Source organism: Streptomyces sp. CNB091 (genome assembly GCF_000377965.1).
This window is the reverse complement of sequence record NZ_KB899003.1, coordinates 1-17,622: the sequence shown is the minus strand read 5'-3', so window position 1 is coordinate 17,622 and position 17,622 is coordinate 1. Positions and strand designations below refer to the sequence as shown.

At 73.4% G+C, this 17,622-nt stretch carries 14 protein-coding genes; 10 read left to right on the top strand and 4 right to left on the bottom strand.

Annotated elements, in window-relative coordinates; translation table 11 throughout:
- Nucleotides 1–179 precede the first annotated feature (179 nt).
- Nucleotides 180–1,304: a DNA integrity scanning diadenylate cyclase DisA gene (gene disA, locus D581_RS0123750; protein WP_007456913.1), complete on the bottom strand. Its 1,125-nt coding sequence runs from the start codon at nt 1,302–1,304 to the stop codon at nt 180–182.
- A gap of 79 nt (nt 1,305–1,383) precedes the next feature.
- Nucleotides 1,384–2,805 (bottom strand): DNA repair protein RadA, encoded by a 1,422-nt coding sequence (radA, locus tag D581_RS0123745; protein ID WP_018959693.1) that lies wholly within the window; start codon nt 2,803–2,805, stop codon nt 1,384–1,386.
- Between the two features lie 210 nt (nt 2,806–3,015).
- Between radA and D581_RS0123740 the strand changes: the two genes are divergently transcribed.
- Nucleotides 3,016–4,983 carry a BACON domain-containing protein gene (locus tag D581_RS0123740; RefSeq protein WP_018959692.1) on the top strand — a complete coding sequence of 656 codons (1,968 nt, stop codon included), beginning with the start codon at nt 3,016–3,018 and terminating at the stop codon, nt 4,981–4,983.
- 37 nt (nt 4,984–5,020) lie between these two features.
- Here the strand turns inward: D581_RS0123740 and D581_RS0123735 are convergent, their stop codons facing one another.
- Nucleotides 5,021–5,902 (bottom strand): DUF3109 family protein, encoded by an 882-nt coding sequence (locus D581_RS0123735; RefSeq protein ID WP_026290842.1) that lies wholly within the window; start codon nt 5,900–5,902, stop codon nt 5,021–5,023.
- A gap of 238 nt (nt 5,903–6,140) precedes the next feature.
- On the opposite strand from D581_RS0123735, the gene D581_RS0123730 reads away from it, so the two are divergent.
- From D581_RS0123730 to ilvD, 4 genes are all read left to right on the top strand, one after another.
- Nucleotides 6,141–7,091 carry a Ppx/GppA family phosphatase gene (locus D581_RS0123730; protein WP_026290841.1) on the top strand — a complete coding sequence of 317 codons (951 nt, stop codon included), beginning with the start codon at nt 6,141–6,143 and terminating at the stop codon, nt 7,089–7,091.
- A gap of 245 nt (nt 7,092–7,336) precedes the next feature.
- Nucleotides 7,337–8,170: a sugar phosphate isomerase/epimerase family protein gene (locus tag D581_RS0123725; protein ID WP_018959688.1), complete on the top strand. Its 834-nt coding sequence runs from the start codon at nt 7,337–7,339 to the stop codon at nt 8,168–8,170.
- Nucleotides 8,171–8,220: 50 nt separating this feature from the next.
- Nucleotides 8,221–8,847 carry a TetR/AcrR family transcriptional regulator gene (locus D581_RS0123720; protein ID WP_026290840.1) on the top strand — a complete coding sequence of 209 codons (627 nt, stop codon included), beginning with the start codon at nt 8,221–8,223 and terminating at the stop codon, nt 8,845–8,847.
- Nucleotides 8,848–9,028: 181 nt separating this feature from the next.
- Nucleotides 9,029–10,879, top strand: a complete 1,851-nt coding sequence (gene ilvD / locus D581_RS0123715) for a dihydroxy-acid dehydratase (protein ID WP_018959686.1) — start codon at nt 9,029–9,031, stop codon at nt 10,877–10,879.
- Nucleotides 10,880–11,231: 352 nt separating this feature from the next.
- Here the strand turns inward: ilvD and D581_RS0123710 are convergent, their stop codons facing one another.
- Nucleotides 11,232–13,406: a serine/threonine-protein kinase gene (locus D581_RS0123710; protein ID WP_018959685.1), complete on the bottom strand. Its 2,175-nt coding sequence runs from the start codon at nt 13,404–13,406 to the stop codon at nt 11,232–11,234.
- Between the two features lie 133 nt (nt 13,407–13,539).
- Between D581_RS0123710 and D581_RS0123705 the strand changes: the two genes are divergently transcribed.
- The 5 genes from D581_RS0123705 (at nt 13,540) to proC (ending at nt 17,195) form a co-directional block, all read left to right on the top strand.
- Nucleotides 13,540–13,905, top strand: coding sequence for an SH3 domain-containing protein (locus tag D581_RS0123705; RefSeq protein ID WP_018959684.1), 366 nt, complete (start codon nt 13,540–13,542; stop codon nt 13,903–13,905).
- Between the two features lie 44 nt (nt 13,906–13,949).
- Complete coding sequence (locus D581_RS0123700) at nt 13,950–14,480, top strand: hypothetical protein (protein ID WP_018959683.1); 531 nt, start codon at nt 13,950–13,952, stop codon at nt 14,478–14,480.
- 160 nt (nt 14,481–14,640) lie between these two features.
- Nucleotides 14,641–15,483, top strand: coding sequence for an ABC transporter ATP-binding protein (locus D581_RS0123695; RefSeq protein WP_018959682.1), 843 nt, complete (start codon nt 14,641–14,643; stop codon nt 15,481–15,483).
- Nucleotides 15,480–16,265: an ABC transporter permease gene (locus D581_RS0123690; protein WP_018959681.1), complete on the top strand. Its 786-nt coding sequence runs from the start codon at nt 15,480–15,482 to the stop codon at nt 16,263–16,265. The genes D581_RS0123695 and D581_RS0123690 overlap by 4 nt, the downstream gene beginning before the upstream one ends.
- 120 nt (nt 16,266–16,385) lie before the next feature.
- Nucleotides 16,386–17,195 carry a pyrroline-5-carboxylate reductase gene (gene proC, locus D581_RS0123685; protein WP_018959680.1) on the top strand — a complete coding sequence of 270 codons (810 nt, stop codon included), beginning with the start codon at nt 16,386–16,388 and terminating at the stop codon, nt 17,193–17,195.
- Nucleotides 17,196–17,622: the final 427 nt, after the last annotated feature.

The following is a 17,622-nucleotide window of genomic DNA, read 5'->3' as shown; positions in this document are numbered from 1 at the left end:
TGGGCCCGGGAACAGTCCTCGATGCCGGAGACGGGCAGGGGGGCGTGGCCCGGGCCCGCCCTCAAGCGCCGGACGGGCTGGTGGTGGCCCGGGAGACGGGCGCGGTGGCCCGGCGAGCTGAACCGCGCGCGGCACGCGAAAGAGGGCGCCCACCCGGACGCCCTCACCCGCGGCCGATCTCAGACGTACCGCTCCAGGATCGACGACTCCGCCAGCCGCGAAAGCCCCTCCCGCACGCTGCGGGCCCGCGCCTCGCCGACGCCGTCCACGGTCTGGAGGTCGTCCACGCTCGCCGCCAGCAGCTTCTGGAGACCACCGAAGTGCTCCACCAGCCGCTCGATGATCGCCCCCGGCAGCCGCGGCACCTTCGCCAGCAGCCGGAAGCCCCGCGGGGACACCGCCGAGTCCAGCGTCTCGGGCGAGCCGCTGTAGCCCAGCGCCCGCGCCACCACCGCCAGCTCCAGCAGCTCCGTGTGGCTCAGCGCGTCCAGCTCGGTCAGCGCCTCCGCCACCGTGCGCGACCGCTTCGCCGTCGGCTCGGGGACGTAATCCCGGACGACCAGCTCCCGCTCCGGCTCCACCCCGGCGATCAGCTCGTCCAGCTGGAGGGAGAGCAGCCGCCCGTCGGTGCCGAGCTCGACCACGTACTCCGCGATCTCCGTCGCGATCCGCCGCACCATCTCCAGCCGCTGCGCCACCGCCGTCACGTCCCGGACGGTGACCAGGTCCTCGATCTCCAGCGCGGACAGCGTGCCCGCCACCTCGTCGAGGCGCAGTTTGTACCGCTCCAGCGTGGCGAGCGCCTGATTGGCCCGGGACAGGATCGCGGAGGACTCCTCCAGGACCCGCCGCTCCCCGTCCACGTACAGCGCGATCAGACGCATCGACTGGGAGACCGAGACGACGGGGAAGCCGCACGCCTTGGAGACCCGGTCCGCCGTGCGGTGACGGGTACCCGTCTCCTCCGTGTGGATCGAGGCGTCCGGGACCAGCTGCACGCCGGCCCGCAGGATCTTGGTCATGTCCTTGTCGAGGATCAGCGCCCCGTCGAGCTTGCACAGCTCGCGCAGGCGCGTCGCCGTGAACTCCACGTCCAGCACGAATCCGCCGGTGCACATCGACTCGACGGTCTTGTCCATGCCCAGCACGATCAGCCCACCGGTATTGCCGCGGAGAATGCGCTCCAGGCCGTCCCGCAGGGCCATTCCGGGCGCGACCGCGCTCAACGAGGCGCGCATCAGCGCCTCGTTACCGGTGCCTTGGCCGGACTTTCCGGGCGTCGTCGCCCGGTCGTTGGCTGCCACTGCACTCCTCCGGTCACAGGTTGCGGTGCCCTTGCGTCCCCCATGCCGTGTCCACGGGCGGGCGAGACCAGGGCAAAGTCTACCGGCGCGCGTTGTCTTCCTGACGAGGCTGCGGCGCCTCTTGACGAGACCGGCGCGGGAGGACCCGCAGAGCGTCGCCCATGTCGGCGACTTCCGTGACCTTCATACCGGCCGGGACCTTGCCCGGGTCCGTCGGAACGAGCGCGTGGGTGAAGCCCAGACGGTGTGCCTCGGCCAGTCTCCGCTGCACCCCGGTGACCCTCCTGACCTCGCCCGCGAGCCCCACCTCACCGATCGCGACCAGGTTCTTCGGGAGCGGGGTGTCGCTGGCCGCGCTGGCCAGCGCGAGCGCGATGGCCAGGTCCGCGGCGGGCTCGGTGAGCTTCACGCCGCCCACCGTCGCGCTGTAGATGTCCCGCTTGCCGAGCGCGGTGATCCGGCCGCGCTGCTCCAGCACAGCGAGCATCATCGAGACCCGGGAGGTCTCCAGACCCGAGGTGGTGCGCCGGGGCGAGGGGATCTGCGAGTCGACGGTGAGCGCCTGCACCTCGGCGACCAGGGGCCGCTTGCCCTCCAGGGTCACCGTCAGACAGGTGCCCGGCACCGCCACGTCGCGGCGGGTCAGGAAGAGGCCCGAGGGGTCGGCGAGACCGGTGATGCCCTCGTCGTGCAGCTCGAAGCAGCCGACCTCGTCGGTCGCCCCGTAACGGTTCTTGACGCCGCGCACCAGCCGCAGCCGGGCGTGCCGGTCGCCCTCGAAGGACAGCACCACGTCCACCAGGTGCTCCAGCAGCCGGGGCCCGGCGATCGCGCCGTCCTTCGTGACGTGGCCGACGAGCAGCGTGGCCATCCCGCGCTCCTTGGAGGCCCGGATCAGCGCTCCGGCGACCTCCCGGACCTGGGCCATCCCGCCGGGCGCGCCGTCGATCTCGGGCGAGGCGACCGTCTGCACCGAGTCCAGGACGAGCAGCGAGGGCTTCACCGCGTCCAGGTGGCCGAGCACCGCGGAGAGATCGGTCTCCGCCGCGAGGTAGAGGTGATCGTTGATCGCCCGGATCCGGTCGGCCCGCATCCGGACCTGGCTCGCGGACTCCTCGGCGGTCACATAGAGCGTGCGGTGGTCCTCGCTCGCCGCCTTGGCCGCCACGTCCAGCAGCAGCGTCGACTTGCCGACGCCCGGCTCGCCCGCCAGCAGGACGACGGCGCCCGGCACGAGCCCGCCGCCGAGCACCCGGTCCAGCTCACCGACGCCGGTCGAACGGGCCGTGGCCTGCCGGCTGTCGACCTGGCCGATCGGCACGGCCGCCGTGGAGACCCGGCCGGCCGCGGTGGTGCGCACGGCGGGGGCGCCGCCGAACTCCTCGACCGTCCCCCACGCCTGGCACTCGGGGCAACGGCCGAGCCACTTGGCGGTGGTCCAGCCGCATTCGGTACAGCGGTAGGACGGCCGGTCCTTCGCGGATTTCGTACGGGCAGCCATGGCGCCACCGTATAGGTGAGGTACGACAACGCCTCCAGGGCGGCGGCGTGCGGGGCGCCTCCGCGCGCAGGGCGCACGGAGGCGCGCCGGAGCACTACGGGCGGAATGCGCGATCCCTGTCCTCTTTCGAGGGATACGTTCACCCGTAAGGGTTAAATGTGCTCCAGGGGCACTTGGGGCATGTGCTCCTCTGCCTACGGTCGCCGGGTGATGAGCAGCAGGCTGGAGACCCCGACGCACACCACCGGCGCACACCGGGCGCACCGCCGAGTGACCCACGCCCCGGCACAGCGACCGCCCGCACGTTACGAGCCGTATCTCGACGGACTCTTCACCTACTGCCTCTCCGTGCTCTGCGACCACGACGCGGCCGCCGAAGCGCTCGGCGCCGCCCTGTCGGTCGCGGACCGGCAGGACGCCCGGGGCCCCACGGCCGAGGAGGAACGTAAATCCTGGCTGTACGCGCTGGCCCGCTGGACCTGCCTGCGCACCCTCACCGAGCGCGGACGCGGGCGTCAGGCCCACCGCCGTTCCTCCGGGACGGTCAAGCCGCCCCGCACGGCCAAGGCCTCCGCCACGCGCGAGACCTCCGCCACCCGGAAGGGCTCCGAGACGCGCAAGGGCTCCGAGACGCGCAAGGTCTCCGATCCAAGCCAGGGCTCCGGCACCTCCGCGCCGCCGCCCTGGCACCCGGGGGCGCACACCGCCCGGCGCACGCCGGAGCACACCTTGCCCGCCACCCCCGAGGACGCCACCGTGCCCGCCCCTTCCGAGTCGCCGGCCGCCGAGGCCCGCCGCCGGGAGCTCGCCACACTCGCCTGGCCCGAGGCCGCGGGCACCACCCCGGAACAGCGCGAAGCCCTCGAACTGGCCGTGCGCCACGGGCTCGCCCCGCGCGCCGTCGCCACCGTGCTCGGTCTGGAGCCGGCCACCGCCCGGGAGCTGCTGGCCGGCGCGGCCTGCGAGGTGGAGCGCACCCGCGCGGCCCTCGCGGTCGTCGAGACCGGCGGCTGCCCCACCGTCGCCCGGATCACCGGCGACCACCAGGTGCTGCTCTCCGCCGCCCTGCGCCGCGAGCTCGTCCGGCACGTCGACGACTGCCCCCGCTGCCGCCGTGCCGCCGAGCGGGCCGATGCCGCGGGACCCTGGCCCGGAGCGGCCCTCGCCCCGGTCGCCGTCCTGCCACTCGTCGAGGCCCCCCGCCCCTCCGTGTACGTCGCGATGGCCCAGGCCCAGCGCTCCCGCGCCGCCGGCCCGCGCTTCGACCGGGCCGGGTATCCGCTCGACCCCAAGGACCAGGCCGCCCGCCGGGACCGGCTGCGAGCCCGGGTCGTGACGACCACGGTCGTCGCGACGGTGGTCGCCGCCCCCGTGATCGCCCTGTGGGCCGCGTACCGGGGTGCGCCCCAGACCGGCGAGGGTCACGACGGGACCTCGGTCACCGCCACGGAGGCCGACGGCGTCGGCGGTACGAGCGGCGACTCCCACAACGACACCGACGACACCGGCCACAGCGGCGACGGCCGCCCCGGCAACCGCTTCGGCGCCCGCGTCCCGGATGTCACCGCCGAGGTCGTCAGCACCGGTGGCGCCCGGCACGGCGACGCCCGGCTCGCGGTGACGGCCCGGACCTCCGGGGCCGTCACGACGCTCACGCTGACCGCCTCCGGCCGGGGACCGGTCAGCTGGTCGGCGGTGGCGGATGCCCCGTGGCTGCGCCTCAGCCGTACGTCCGGCACGCTCGCGGCCGGGCAGAGCACCACGATCGCGGTCTCGGTGATCCGGCACATCCAGCCGCGCGGACCCTGGCGGGCCCGGATCTCACTGACGCCCTCGGGCTCCGCCGTACTCATCGACGGTCACGGGGCGACGGCCCCGACGACGGGCGGCCCGCGCCCCACGCGCCCGGGAACGGACTCCCCCCGGCCCACGGACCCGGGCACCACGGACCCCGGCCCGACCGACCCGGGCCCGACCGATCCAGCTCCGACCGACCCCGGCCCCACCGACCCCGGGCCGGGCCCGACCGACCCCACCGATCCGCCGGACCCCACGGACCCGCCGGACCCGACCGGCCCGCCCGAACCGACACCGGGCCCCACCGACCCGACCGACCCGAGCCCCACGGACCCGGCCCCGACCGGCCCCGGCCCCTCCGCGCCGGACCCGGCGGGCTGAGCCCCGGGCCCGGCGGGCCGAGGGTCCGCGGCTGGTCTCAGCGCTTCTTCGGCGCCGGGAGCGGGTCCGCCGGGTGCGGGGCCATCGGCAGCAGCGACGACAGCCGCTCCTCGCAGAGCTCGACCAGCCGGTCGTACCCCTCCTTGCCCATCAGCTCGATCAGCTCCGGGCGGTAGGACACGTACACCGGGTCACCGGCCCCGTGCGCCGAGGTGGCCGAGGTGCACCACCAGTGCAGGTCATGACCGCCCGGACCCCAGCCCCGGCGGTCGTACTCACCGATCGTCACCTGGAGCACCCGCGTGTCGTCGGGCCGGTCGATCCAGTCGTACGTCCGCCGCACCGGCAGCTGCCAGCACACGTCCGGCTTGGTCTCCAGCGGCTCCTTGCCCTCCCGCAGCGCCAGGATGTGCAGCGAGCAGCCCGCCCCGGCGGGAAAGCCGGGCCGGTTCTGGAAGATGCAGGAGCCCTCCCAGCGGCGCGTCTGGCGTTCCCCGTCCTCGTCGACGCCGACCCACCCCGACTCCGCACCGACGTCGTGGAACTGCCACAGCTCGGGAGTGAGCCGGGCCACGTGCCCCGCGACCCGCTTCTCGTCGTCCTCGTCGGAGAAGTGCGCGCCCAGCGTGCAGCAGCCGTCGTCCGCCCGGCCCGCCTGGATGCCCTGGCAGCCGCTGCCGAAGATGCAGGTCCACCGCGAGGTCAGCCACGTCAGATCGCAGCGGAAGACCTGCTCGTCGTCGGCCGGGTCGGGGAACTCCACCCAGGCCCGCGCGAAGTCGATGCCCTTCTCGTCGGACGGGACCGCGGACGGGCCCGCGGACGGGACCGGCCCGCTCGCCTCCGGCCGCGCTGCCTGCTTGTTCGACTTCTGCTTCTTCGTGGCTTTGTCCTGCTTAGCCTTTTTCGTCTTTGGCACGCGCCCAGAGTAAGTCCGACCGGCGCATGGGGGGCGGCGTCACGGGGCTGGGCACGCGCATCTGCGGCGTTGTCGTCAATCACCATGGCTCCTTCCCCAAGCTCTCGGCTCCGCTCGAGCAGGGGAGACCCCATCTGCCTCAATCCTCCGCCTTGCAGCTGCACGCACCCAGCCCCGCTCCTTCTCCCACCCCCCATGCGCCGGTCGGACTCGTCCGATGGCGCAGTAGCGTTCCCGTATGAGACTCGGAGTCCTCGACGTGGGATCGAACACGGTTCATCTGCTGGTGGTCGACGCCCACCCCGGCGCCCGCCCGCTGCCCGCGCACTCGCACAAGGCGGAGCTCCGCCTCGCCGAACTCCTCGACGAGGCCGGCGCGATCGGCCCCCTCGGCGTGGACCGGCTCGTGGCGACGATCGCCGGCGCGGTCCAGGCCGCCGAGGACAAGGGGTGCGAGGACGTGCTCGCCTTCGCCACCTCCGCCGTGCGCGAGGCGACCAACGCGGACCTGGTCCTGGAGCGCGTACGGGTCGAGACCGGCGTCGACCTGGCGGTCCTCAGCGGCGAGGAGGAGGCCCGGCTGACCTTCCTGGCCGCCCGCCGCTGGTTCGGCTGGTCGGCGGGGAAACTCCTCGTCCTCGACATCGGCGGCGGCTCCCTGGAGATCGCCTTCGGCATCGACGAGGAGCCGGACACCGCCGTCTCCCTGCCGCTCGGCGCGGGCCGTCTCACCGGCGCCTGGCTGCCGGACGACCCCGCCGGCCCCGAGCAGGTCAGGGCGTTGCGCCGGCACGTCCGGGCCAGCATCGCGCGGACGGTGGGCGAGTTCAGCCGGGCCGGCCGCCCCGACCACGTCGTCGCCACCTCCAAGACCTTCAAGCAGCTCGCCCGGATCGCCGGCGCCGCCCGCTCCACCGAGGGCCTGTACGTCCAGCGCTCGCTGAGCCGCAAGGCGCTGGAGGACTGGGTGCCCAAGCTGGCGGCGATGACGGTCGAGGAGCGCGGCCGGCTCCCCGGAGTCTCCGAGGGCCGGGCCGCCCAGCTGCTCGCCGGGGCCCTGGTGGCCGAGGGGGCGATGGACCTGTTCGGCGTCGAGGAGCTGGAGATCTGCCCCTGGGCCCTGCGCGAGGGCGTCATCCTGCGCCGCCTGGACCACCTCCCCGCGGAACGCGCCGCACTGCTGGGCTGACTGCTGACTGAACCTGGGCCGACGGACCCCGGGCCGCACCGACCGGCGGCGTACGACGGCGGACTCCGGCCCCACCGCCCGGGTGACCTACGGCGGAACGGGCCGCACCCCTCCGATGACGTACGGCGGAACGAGCCGCACCGCTCGGTGACGTACGGTGACGGGCCCATGGCCCTGGTCACTTTCCGCCAGGAGACCTCGGCGCGGCGCACCCGTGCCCGTACGCTGTCCAGGTGGCAGAACCAGTGGTGCGCATCCCCGATGCGAAGGTCGCCCTGTCAACGGCCTCGGTCTACCCCGAGTCCACCGCGACGGCCTTCGAGATCGCCGCGCGCCTGGGGTACGACGGCGTCGAGGTCATGGTCTGGACCGACCCCGTCAGCCAGGACATCGAGGCCCTGCGCCGGCTCTCCGACTACCACCGGGTCCCGATCCTCGCGGTGCACGCCCCCTGCCTCCTGATCACCCAGCGCGTCTGGTCCACCGACCCCTGGGTCAAGCTCCAGCGGGCCAGGGCCGCCGCCGAGAAGCTCGGGGCCTCCACCGTCGTGGTGCACCCGCCGTTCCGGTGGCAGCGCAACTACGCCCGCGACTTCGTGACCGGGATCTGGCGGATGGCGGAGGAGACGGACGTCCGGTTCGCCGTCGAGAACATGTACCCCTGGCGCTACCGGGACCGCGAGATGCTCGCGTACGCCCCCGACTGGGACGTCACCAACGACGACTACCGGCACTTCACGGTCGACCTCTCGCACACCGCGACCGCCCGCACCGAGGCGCTCGCCATGGTGGACCGGATGGGCGACCGGCTCGCCCACGTCCACCTCGCCGACGGCAAGGGCTCGGCCAAGGACGAGCACCTGGTGCCCGGCCGGGGCGACCAGCCGTGCGCGGAGCTGCTGGAGCGCCTCGCCCGTACGGGCTTCGACGGCCATGTCGTCATCGAGGTCAACACCCGCCGCGCGATGTCCTCCGCCGAACGCGAGGCCGACCTCGCGGAGGCGCTGGCCTTCACCCGCCTCCACCTGGCGACCGCGACCGCCGCCGACGGCCCGTCCCCGAGGATCCGCCGCCCGTGACCGGGGAGCCGGGACGACAGCCCGTGACCGAGGAACCCAACCGACAGCCCGTGACCGAGGACGCTCCCGCCACTCCCGCGCCGCGCCGCCGGGGCCGGCCCTCCCGCAAGGCCGCGTCCGAGGGCCCCGACGCCCGTACCCGCATCCTGGAGGCGGCCCGTACGGAGTTCGCCGAGCGGGGCTACGACAAGACGTCGATCCGGGGCATCGCCAAGGCCGCCGGGGTCGACGCGGCCCTCGTCCACCACTACTTCGGCACGAAGGACGAGGTCTTCGCCGCCGCCGTCGAGGTCACCTTCGAACCCGCCCTGGTCGTCCACACCGTTCTCGGCGGCCCGCCGGAGGGCCTGGGGGAGCGGCTGGCGCGCTTCTTCCTCTCCGTGTGGGAGGACCCGGCGACCCGCTCCCCCCTGCTGGCGATCCTGCGCTCCACGCTGACCCACGAGGCGGCGGCGAAGGTGCTGCGCGACTTCGTCCTGCGGCGGCTGCTGGAGCGGATCGCGGCGGAGCTGGACGTTCCGGACGCCACGTTCCGCGCGGAGCTGGCCGCCTCGCACATGATCGGCATCGCGATGCTGCGGTACGTGATCCGCGCCGAGCCGCTCGCCTCCGCCGATCCGGAGGACATCGTGGCGCTGGTCGCCCCCACGCTCCAGCGATACTTGGGCGAGCGCTGAATCCCGGTCGGAGTTCCGGCCGGAACTCCGACCGGAACCCCGACCGGGGCTGACCATCCACCGGCCACCGTGTCCCGCATTCCGGACAGGCTGTCCAGATCTTGGATCCGGGGCGTACGCTCGAAGGCAGTCTTTTCTTTAACTGTCGGAGGCAGTCCCCCTGCCGAAGGAGCGAGCGACGATGCCGCAGCTGAGGTCCCGCACGGTCACCCACGGACGCAACATGGCGGGCGCGCGCGCCCTTATGCGCGCGTCGGGCGTAGCGAGCGCGGACATCGGCAAGCCGATCATCGCGGTCGCCAACTCGTTCACCGAGTTCGTCCCCGGCCACACCCACCTCGCCCCGGTCGGCCGTATCGTCTCCGAGGCGATCCTGGCGGCGGGCGCGGTCCCGCGCGAGTTCAACACCATCGCCGTGGACGACGGCATCGCGATGGGCCACGGCGGCATGCTCTACAGCCTGCCCTCCCGCGACCTGATCGCCGACTCCGTGGAGTACATGGTCGAGGCGCACTGCGCGGACGCGCTGATCTGCATCTCCAACTGCGACAAGATCACCCCGGGCATGCTGATGGCCGCCATGCGCCTCAACATCCCGACCGTCTTCGTCTCCGGCGGCCCGATGGAGGCCGGCAAGGCCACCCTGGTCGACGGCACGGTCCGCAAGCTCGACCTGGTCAACGCGATCAGCGACGCGGTCGACGAGTCCGTCTCCGACGAGGACATGCTCCGCATCGAGGAGAACGCCTGCCCCACCTGCGGCAGCTGTTCCGGCATGTTCACCGCCAACTCGATGAACTGCCTGACCGAGGTCCTCGGCCTCTCCCTCCCCGGCAACGGCTCCGTCCTCGCCACGCACACCGCCCGCAAGGGGCTGTACGAGGCGGCCGGCCGTACGGTCGTCGAGATCACCAAGCGTTATTACGAGCAGGACGACGAGACGGTCCTGCCGCGCGCCATCGGCACCCGCGCCGCGTTCGACAACGCGATGGCGCTGGACATCGCCATGGGCGGCTCGACCAACACGATCCTGCACCTGCTGGCCGCCGCCGAGGAAGCGGAGCTGGCGTACGGCCTCGACGACATCAACGAGGTCTCCCGCCGGGTCCCCTGTCTCTCCAAGGTCGCCCCGAACGTCGCCCCCGGCGGCACGTACTACATGGAGGACGTCCACCGGGCCGGCGGTATCCCCGCCCTCATCGGCGAGCTCCACCGCGGCGGCCTGCTCAACGAGGACGTGCACGCGGTGCACTCCGACACCCTCGCCGAGTGGCTGAAGAACTGGGACGTCCGCGGCGGCTCCCCGTCCCCCGAGGCCGTCGAGCTGTGGCACGCCGCCCCGGGCTGCGTCCGCTCCGCCACCGCCTTCTCGCAGTCCGAGCGGTGGGACACCCTCGACCTGGACGCGGCGGGCGGCTGCATCCGCGACGTCGAGCACGCCTACTCCAAGGACGGCGGCCTCGCCGTCCTCAAGGGCAACCTCGCCGTGGACGGCTGTGTCGTGAAGACGGCCGGCGTCGACGAGTCGATCTGGACCTTCGAGGGCCCGGCCGTCGTCTGCGAGTCGCAGGACGAGGCCGTCGACAAGATCCTCCGCAAGGAGATCCAGCCGGGCGACGTCGTCGTCATCCGGTACGAGGGCCCGCGCGGCGGCCCCGGCATGCAGGAGATGCTCTACCCCACCTCCTTCCTCAAGGGCCGGGGTCTGGGCAAGGTCTGCGCGCTGGTCACCGACGGCCGCTTCTCCGGCGGCACGTCGGGCCTCTCCATCGGCCACGCCTCGCCCGAGGCGGCCTCCGGCGGCACGATCGCCCTCGTCGAGGACGGCGACCTGATCCGGATCGACATCCCGAACCGCTCTATCGAACTGCTCGTCGACGACACCGAACTGGCCACCCGACGCGAGGCGCTGAACGGCGTGTACGCGCCGAAGAACCGCGACCGCAAGGTCTCGGCCGCGCTGCGCGCCTACGCGGCGATGGCGACGAGCGCGGACCGCGGCGCGGTCAGGGACGTCTCGAAGCTGGGCTGACGTCCCTGCTCAGGGGCTCGGCTTCCCCGGGGCCTTCGGGCACCTCTCCGGGGCCTTCGGGCACCTCCCCGAGGGCTCCGGTGACCGTCTCGGCCTGCCTGGTGGCTCCGGACGCCCTTCTCAGTTCCTCCGGCGACTCTCCCGGTGGCTCCGGGCGACCCGTTCAGTCTCTCCACCGGCCATCCCGGTGGCTCAAGGCGCCCCATTCAGTCTCTCCACCGGCCGTCCCGGCGGCTCCGGGCGGCCCATTTCAGCCCCTCCGGCGATTGAGGAGCGGGGTCCGGGGCAGAGCCCCGGGAGGAACCCGAGGCCGGACCCGGGCCCTCACCAGGCGGCGCGCCCGGGATGGCCCTCACCAGGAGCCCGGCTCCGCCCCGTCCACCGCGAAGACCGACCCGTCCGGCGCCGTCCCCACGACCGCCCGCCCCGCCGTGACCGGGGCGGGCAGGTCGGAGGCGTAGGCGAGCTTCCCCCCGCTCAGCCGCGCCCGGGTCTGCCCCACCAGCGCACCCCGGTCCGTGTCGACGGCCAGCAGCCGCCCGTCCGCGGCGGAGAAGTACAGGTGGCCGCCCTCGCCGAGCACCGGGGCGGAAGCCCGCCCGACCCCCGTCTCCAGCCGCCACAGCTCGGCCTTCGCCCCGCCCGCCGCCGTGTCGACCGCCAGCAGCGACCCGCCCCGCGCCAGCAGGTACGCGACGTCCCCGGCCATGACCACCTGCGGCCCGTCCAGCCTGAAGGGCAGCGGGACCCGGGCCGATCCGCCGGTGCCGGGCGCGTACCGGACCAGCTCCGTGGTGTCCGAGTTCTCGTCCATCGCCGTCAGCACCAGCTCCCCGGCCCCGGCGGTCCCGACCGGGGTGAGGGCCCCGTCCAGCCGCCGCTGCCAGGACGCCCGGCCGGTCGCGGCGTCCACCGCCGTGACCAGGGTCGACGCGCCGGAGGATGTCTGCTCGAAGGCGTAGGCGAGCCCGGACGCCCCGTCGTACAGGGCGAAGTCGGGCCGGCTGTGCTTCGCCAGCGGCCCCTCCCAGCGGGTCGCCCCGCTCGCCCCGTCCAGCGCCGTCACCGTGCCGTCGTCCGCGACGGTCAGCAGCGTGTCGCCCGCCGGGAACGCGCCACCGGGACTCGCGGACAGGGCGGTGTCCCGGAGGGCGGTGCCCTTCACCGGGTCGAACGCGCGCAGCTTCCCGTCCGGACCGGCGGACAGCACGACCCCGCCCGAGACGATCGGAGCGCGGGCGGCCGTCCTCGACGAGGCGGACCGGGCCGACCACAGCACGCGCCCGTCCGCCGGATCGATCCTGGCGGTGCCGCCCCCGGCCGCCGAGCAGTACAGCGCGCCCCCCGCCCCGGCGGTGGAACAGGCGGGCGTCGCGGTGCCGGAGGTCCGCAACGCGGTACGCCACGGGGTGACGGCACCGTCGCCCTGCCCGCCTCCGGCGCCCGCGCGTTCCGGCTCCGGGCGGCTCGCGTCCGTACCGCCGCCCCACACGGCGTACGCCCCGGCGCCCGCCCCCGCCACCAGCAGGAGCAGCGCCGCCGCCACGACCAGCCGGACGCGCGGCAGCCGCCGGCGCCGCACCACGGGCGCGGGGCCCACATGCGTGTCCGCCTCCGAACCGTCCCGCTCCCGCACCGGCGGCACCGCCGCCACGACCCCCGCCCGGCGCCGCTGCGACGGCAGGAACGCGTCGGCCTCGTACGACGGGGGCAGCAGCGCCTCCATCACCTCGCCCGGCGTGGGCCGGTCGACCGGGTCCTTCGCCAGGCACCGGGCGACCAGCGGCGCGAGGTCCTCCGGCACTCCGCCGAGGTCCGGCTGGTCGTGCACCACCTGGTACGCCACGATGTACGGGCTGTCCGAGTCGAACGGACCCCGGCCCGTCGCCGCGTGGACGATCACGGCCCCCAGCGCGAACACGTCGGCCGGCGGCCCGACCTCGCGCGGCCGCTGGAACTGCTCGGGAGCCATATAGGGCGGCGAACCGATCAGCTTGCCCGTCTCGGTGCGCAGATCACTGTCGTACGGCCGGGAGATCCCGAAGTCGATGACCTTGGGGCCCCCGTCGGTCAGCAGCACGTTGCTCGGCTTCAGATCGCGGTGGATCACGCCCGCCCGATGGATGTCCCGCAGCGCCTCGGCGAGCCCGGCGGTCAGTCTGCGCAGCTCGGCGGGGGCCATCGGGCCGCTCCGCTTCACCTGCTCGGCGAGCGTGGGCCCGGGCACGTACAGGGTGGCCATCCAGGGCCGCCCGGCCTCCGGATCGGCGTCGACGACGGGAGCCGTGAACGCCCCGCTCACCCGTCGCGCGGCCGCCACCTCCTGCCGGAACCGCGCCCTGAACTCGGCATCCGCCGCGTAGGGCGCGTGCACCACCTTCACCGCGAGCTGCATCCCCGACGCCGAGCGCGCCAGATGCACGACCCCCATGCCGCCCGAGCCGAGACGGGCCTCCAGACGGTAGACGCCGGCGTAACTCGGAAACTCCGCTTCCGGATGCGCTCCGGGCTCTCGCAGCGGCGGCATCGTCCACCCCCGTGTGTTCGTGCGCATGCGACGCACGGAGCCTAGTCGATGGTGCGTGCGAGAGGCACGGGGCTTGCTAGCCTGCGCGTCGTGCGCGCCTCGCGTACGCGACATCTCAACGGGGGAGGCCCACATGGGCGTTGAAGAGCACACCGCAGAGCCCACGCGCGACGAGGTGGACGGGGCGGAAGGGGCGGAGAGGGCGACGGCCGTGGCGGAGGCCGAGCTGAAGGTGGAGACCACCGCGTCCGGCACCCGCTACCCGGTCGCCCCGGGCTACCGGGTCAACGTCCGTACCGGCCCCGGCACCAGTTACCGCATCGTCAGGACCATGCCGTACGGGCAGAAGATCCCGATCTACTGCCAGAAGCCGGGCGAGTGGGTCACCGGTCCGTACGGCACGTCGAACCTCTGGGACAACATCGCCAACGGCCAGTTCGTCGCGGACGCCTACGTCTACACGGGGCGTGACGGCTACGTCGCACCGCGCTGCGACTGACGGCTCCGCCGGGCACCCGGGGGCGTGCGGGGATAATCGGCCTCGTGAGCGAGAACAGCGCAGCCCCCGGCACCCCGCCCGCCACGGCCCCGGGCCCGCGGCCCGAGCCCATCCGCTTCTTCGGCACGACCTGGGTCGACCACGACGGCGGTTACGGCCTCCGGCGGGCCGGCGTCGCCGTCGGCTCGCTGGCCGCAGCCGTGGCCGCCTGCTTCCTCCTGCGCTTCGCCTACCAGGGGCTGGAGATCGCGGAGGTCGGGGGCATCGTCGGAATGCTGGTGATCGGGATGTTCTCCGTCTGCAGCGCCATCGCGTTCCGCAAGACCTGGGAGGGTTTCGGCGCCCGCCCGAAGGACCCGGGCCGCGAGGACGCCCTGCGCGGCCTGAAGTCGATCGGCTTCATCGGCTCGCTCCTCGCCTACTTCGTCCGCTCGCTCACCGAGGCCCCGGGCGAGAAGCTGCGCCGCACCGAGTACGAGAAGGCCCGCGCCCAGTTCGAGAAGCGCCGCTCCACCCGGACCGGCAACCCGGCGGCCCGCAGGACCTCCGGCCGCAAGCGCCCCAAGCGCGCCTGAGGGCCGGCCCCGCCCCCGCCCGCGTCTGAGAGACGAGACCCAGCAGCCCGCCGACCCCGCGTCGGCGGGCTGAGCCGTTCGGTCCCGTGCCCTCACACCTTCACGGGACCCCTGACAGGACCTCTTGACGGGCGGCACTGTCGGGCGAAGAATTCATCACATGATGAATAACGGACCCGGGGCGGCGCCACCCAACCCCCCGACGCACCCACCACCACCCCCGGCGATCGAAGCCCGCGGCCTCACCGTCGCCCGGGGCGACCGCACCGTCCTGCGCGCCCTCGACTTCACCGTCCGCCCCGGCAGCGTCACCGGCCTCCTCGGCCCCTCGGGCTGCGGCAAGACCACCCTCATGCGCACCGTGGTCGGCACCCAGGCCAGGGCCACCGGCACCCTCGCCGTCCTCGGCCGCCCCGCCGGCGACCCCGCGCTGCGCAGCCGCATCGGGTACGTCACCCAGGCGCCCTCCGTCTACACCGACCTCACCGTCCGGCAGAACCTCGACTACTTCGCCGCCGTCCTGCACCCCGGCCGCGCCCACCGGGCCGCCCGCCGCGACGCCGTCACCCGCACCATCGAGGACGTCGACCTCACCCGCCACGCCGACGCCCTCGCAGGGGCGCTCTCCGGCGGCCAGCGCAGCCGCGTCTCGCTGGCCGTCGCCCTCCTCGGCACCCCGGAGCTGCTGGTCCTGGACGAACCGACCGTCGGGCTCGATCCCGTACTCCGCCGCGATCTCTGGGACCTCTTCCACCGCCTGGCCGCCGACCGCTCCACCGCACTCCTCATCTCCTCCCACGTCATGGACGAGGCCGAGCGCTGCCACCGCCTCCTCCTGATGCGGGACGGCCTGATCCTCGCCGAGGACACCCCCGACGCACTGCGCCGCCGCACCGGCACGGAGACCGTCGAGGAAGCGTTCCTCCACCTGGTCGACGAACACCCGGCCGACCTGGCCACGCCACCACCCACCCCGCCCCACACCCGGGAGGCCTCCCGATGACGGCCACCGCCCCGCCCGCGGCCGAGAGCGCCCCTGCCCGCCCGCTCGGCCCGTCCCGCACGGCAGCCACCGCGGGACGCGTCCTGCGCCAGCTGACCCACGACCCCCGCACGATCGCGCTCCTCGTGATCGTCCCGGTCCTGCTGATCACCCTGCTCCGTTACGTCTTCGACGGCGCGGCCGGGACCTTCGACGCGATCGGGGCCGCCCTCCTCGGCATCTTCCCGCTGATCACGATGTTCCTGGTGACCTCGATCGCCACCCTGCGCGAACGCACCTCGGGCACCCTGGAGCGCCTTCTCGCCCTCCCACTCGGCAAGGGCGACCTGATCGCGGGCTACGCCCTGGCGTTCGGCGCGGTCGCAATTCTCCAGTCGGCGCTCGCGACGGGCGTCTCCATCTGGCTGCTGGGCCTGGACGTCACCGGCTCACCCTGGCTGCTCCTCCTGGTCGCCCTCCTCGACGCCCTGCTCGGCACCGCGCTCGGCCTGTTCGTCTCCGCGTTCGCCGCGTCCGAGTTCCAGGCGGTCCAGTTCATGCCGGCGGTGATCTTCCCGCAGCTCCTGCTGTGCGGCCTGTTCACCCCGCGCGAGGCGATGCACCCCGCCCTGGAGGCGATCTCGAACGTCCTGCCCATGTCGTACGCGGTCGACGGCATGAACCAGGTCCTCCACCACCCCGACATCACCGGAGACTTCGTCCGCGACATCGCCGTGGTCGCCGGAAGCGCCCTCCTGGTTCTCTGCCTCGGCGCGATCACCCTCCGCCGCCGTACGCCGTGAGAACCCCGATGCGAGGATGACGACGGGACGACGGCCCGCACCAGACGACAGATCACAGCCCAGATCCACAGCCAGAGCACCGCCCAAAGCACAGCCCAGCACCGCCCGGAGGGTGAACGCATGACCCAGACAGTCGCAGTCCTCGGCACCGGCAAGATCGGCGAGGCCCTGCTCAGCGGGATGATCCGGGCGGGCTGGCGACCGGCCGACCTCCTGGTGACCACCCGCCGCGGCGACCGGGCCCAGGAACTCCACACGCGGTACGGGGTCGAGTCCGTCACCAACGTGGAGGCGGCGAAGAACGCCGACATCCTCATCCTCGCCGTGAAGCCCCAGGACATGGGCAAGCTCCTGGACGAACTCGCCCCGCACGTCACCGCCGACCGCCTGGTCATCAGCGCCGCGGCCGGCATCACCACCGCTTTCATCGAGGACCGGCTCACCCCGGACACCCCGGTCGTCCGGGTCATGCCCAACACCCCGGTCCTCGTCGACGAGGGCATGTCCGTCATCTCCGCCGGCAGCCACGCCACCGGCGCGCACCTCGCCACCGCCGAGGAGATCTTCGGCGGCGTCGGCAAGACCCTGCGCGTCCCGGAGTCCCAGCAGGACGCGGCGACCGCCCTCTCCGGCTCCGGGCCCGCCTACTTCTACTTCCTGGTCGAGGCCATGACCGACGCGGGCATCCTGCTCGGACTGCCCCGCGCCCAGGCCCACGACCTCATCGTCCAGGCCGCGATCGGTGCGGCCGTCATGCTCCGGGACAGCGGCGAACACCCGGTCAAGCTCCGTGAAGCCGTCACCAGCCCGGCCGGCACGACCATCAGCGCCATCCGCGAGCTGGAGAACCACGGAGTGCGCGCGGCCCTCATCGCCGCCCTGGAGGCGGCCCGCGACCGCAGCCGCGAACTGGCCTCCGGCAACGGCTGACGACCGGCTCAGCCCCACCGCCCGCCCCCGGCCACCGGCACCACCGGCCGGGGGTTGACACACTCCGGACACCTCCGTAGTGTGCTCCGAGTTGTCCGACGTGAGCGCCGACTCCGGTCGGTCCCCGGACAGCCATTCCGCAGTAACCACGACAGAACGCGCGACCTCGTGTCGCATGCTCTTTCGTGTGCCTGCGCGAAATGAGGAATCCGCGTTCGAAGGAACGCACCCCGATTAGCGTCGGGGAGCAGGATTCCGCTAAAGTCTCACTCGTCGGAACGGCCCAACAGCCGGGAAGACAAACCCCGCTGACTGGGAATCAGGCCCGAAAGGATCTGATAGAGTCGGACTCGCCGGAAAGGGAGAACGCGAAAGCGGAGGACCTGGAAAGCGAGATGTGAGACCCGCTTCGACCGGGAATCGGACA

Bases quoted from the DNA above. Each gene is read 5' to 3' on its own strand.
- radA (WP_018959693.1), bottom strand. From the start codon at position 2,805: ATGGCTGCCCGTACGAAATCCGCGAAGGACCGGCCGTCCTACCGCTGT.
- D581_RS0123740 (WP_018959692.1), top strand. From the start codon at position 3,016: ATGAGCAGCAGGCTGGAGACCCCGACGCACACCACCGGCGCACACCGG.
- D581_RS0123730 (WP_026290841.1), top strand. From the start codon at position 6,141: ATGAGACTCGGAGTCCTCGACGTGGGATCGAACACGGTTCATCTGCTG.
- ilvD (WP_018959686.1), top strand. From the start codon at position 9,029: ATGCCGCAGCTGAGGTCCCGCACGGTCACCCACGGACGCAACATGGCG.
- D581_RS0123710 (WP_018959685.1), bottom strand. From the start codon at position 13,406: ATGCCGCCGCTGCGAGAGCCCGGAGCGCATCCGGAAGCGGAGTTTCCG.
- D581_RS0123705 (WP_018959684.1), top strand. From the start codon at position 13,540: ATGGGCGTTGAAGAGCACACCGCAGAGCCCACGCGCGACGAGGTGGAC.
- D581_RS0123695 (WP_018959682.1), top strand. From the start codon at position 14,641: ATGATGAATAACGGACCCGGGGCGGCGCCACCCAACCCCCCGACGCAC.
- D581_RS0123690 (WP_018959681.1), top strand. From the start codon at position 15,480: ATGACGGCCACCGCCCCGCCCGCGGCCGAGAGCGCCCCTGCCCGCCCG.
- proC (WP_018959680.1), top strand. From the start codon at position 16,386: ATGACCCAGACAGTCGCAGTCCTCGGCACCGGCAAGATCGGCGAGGCC.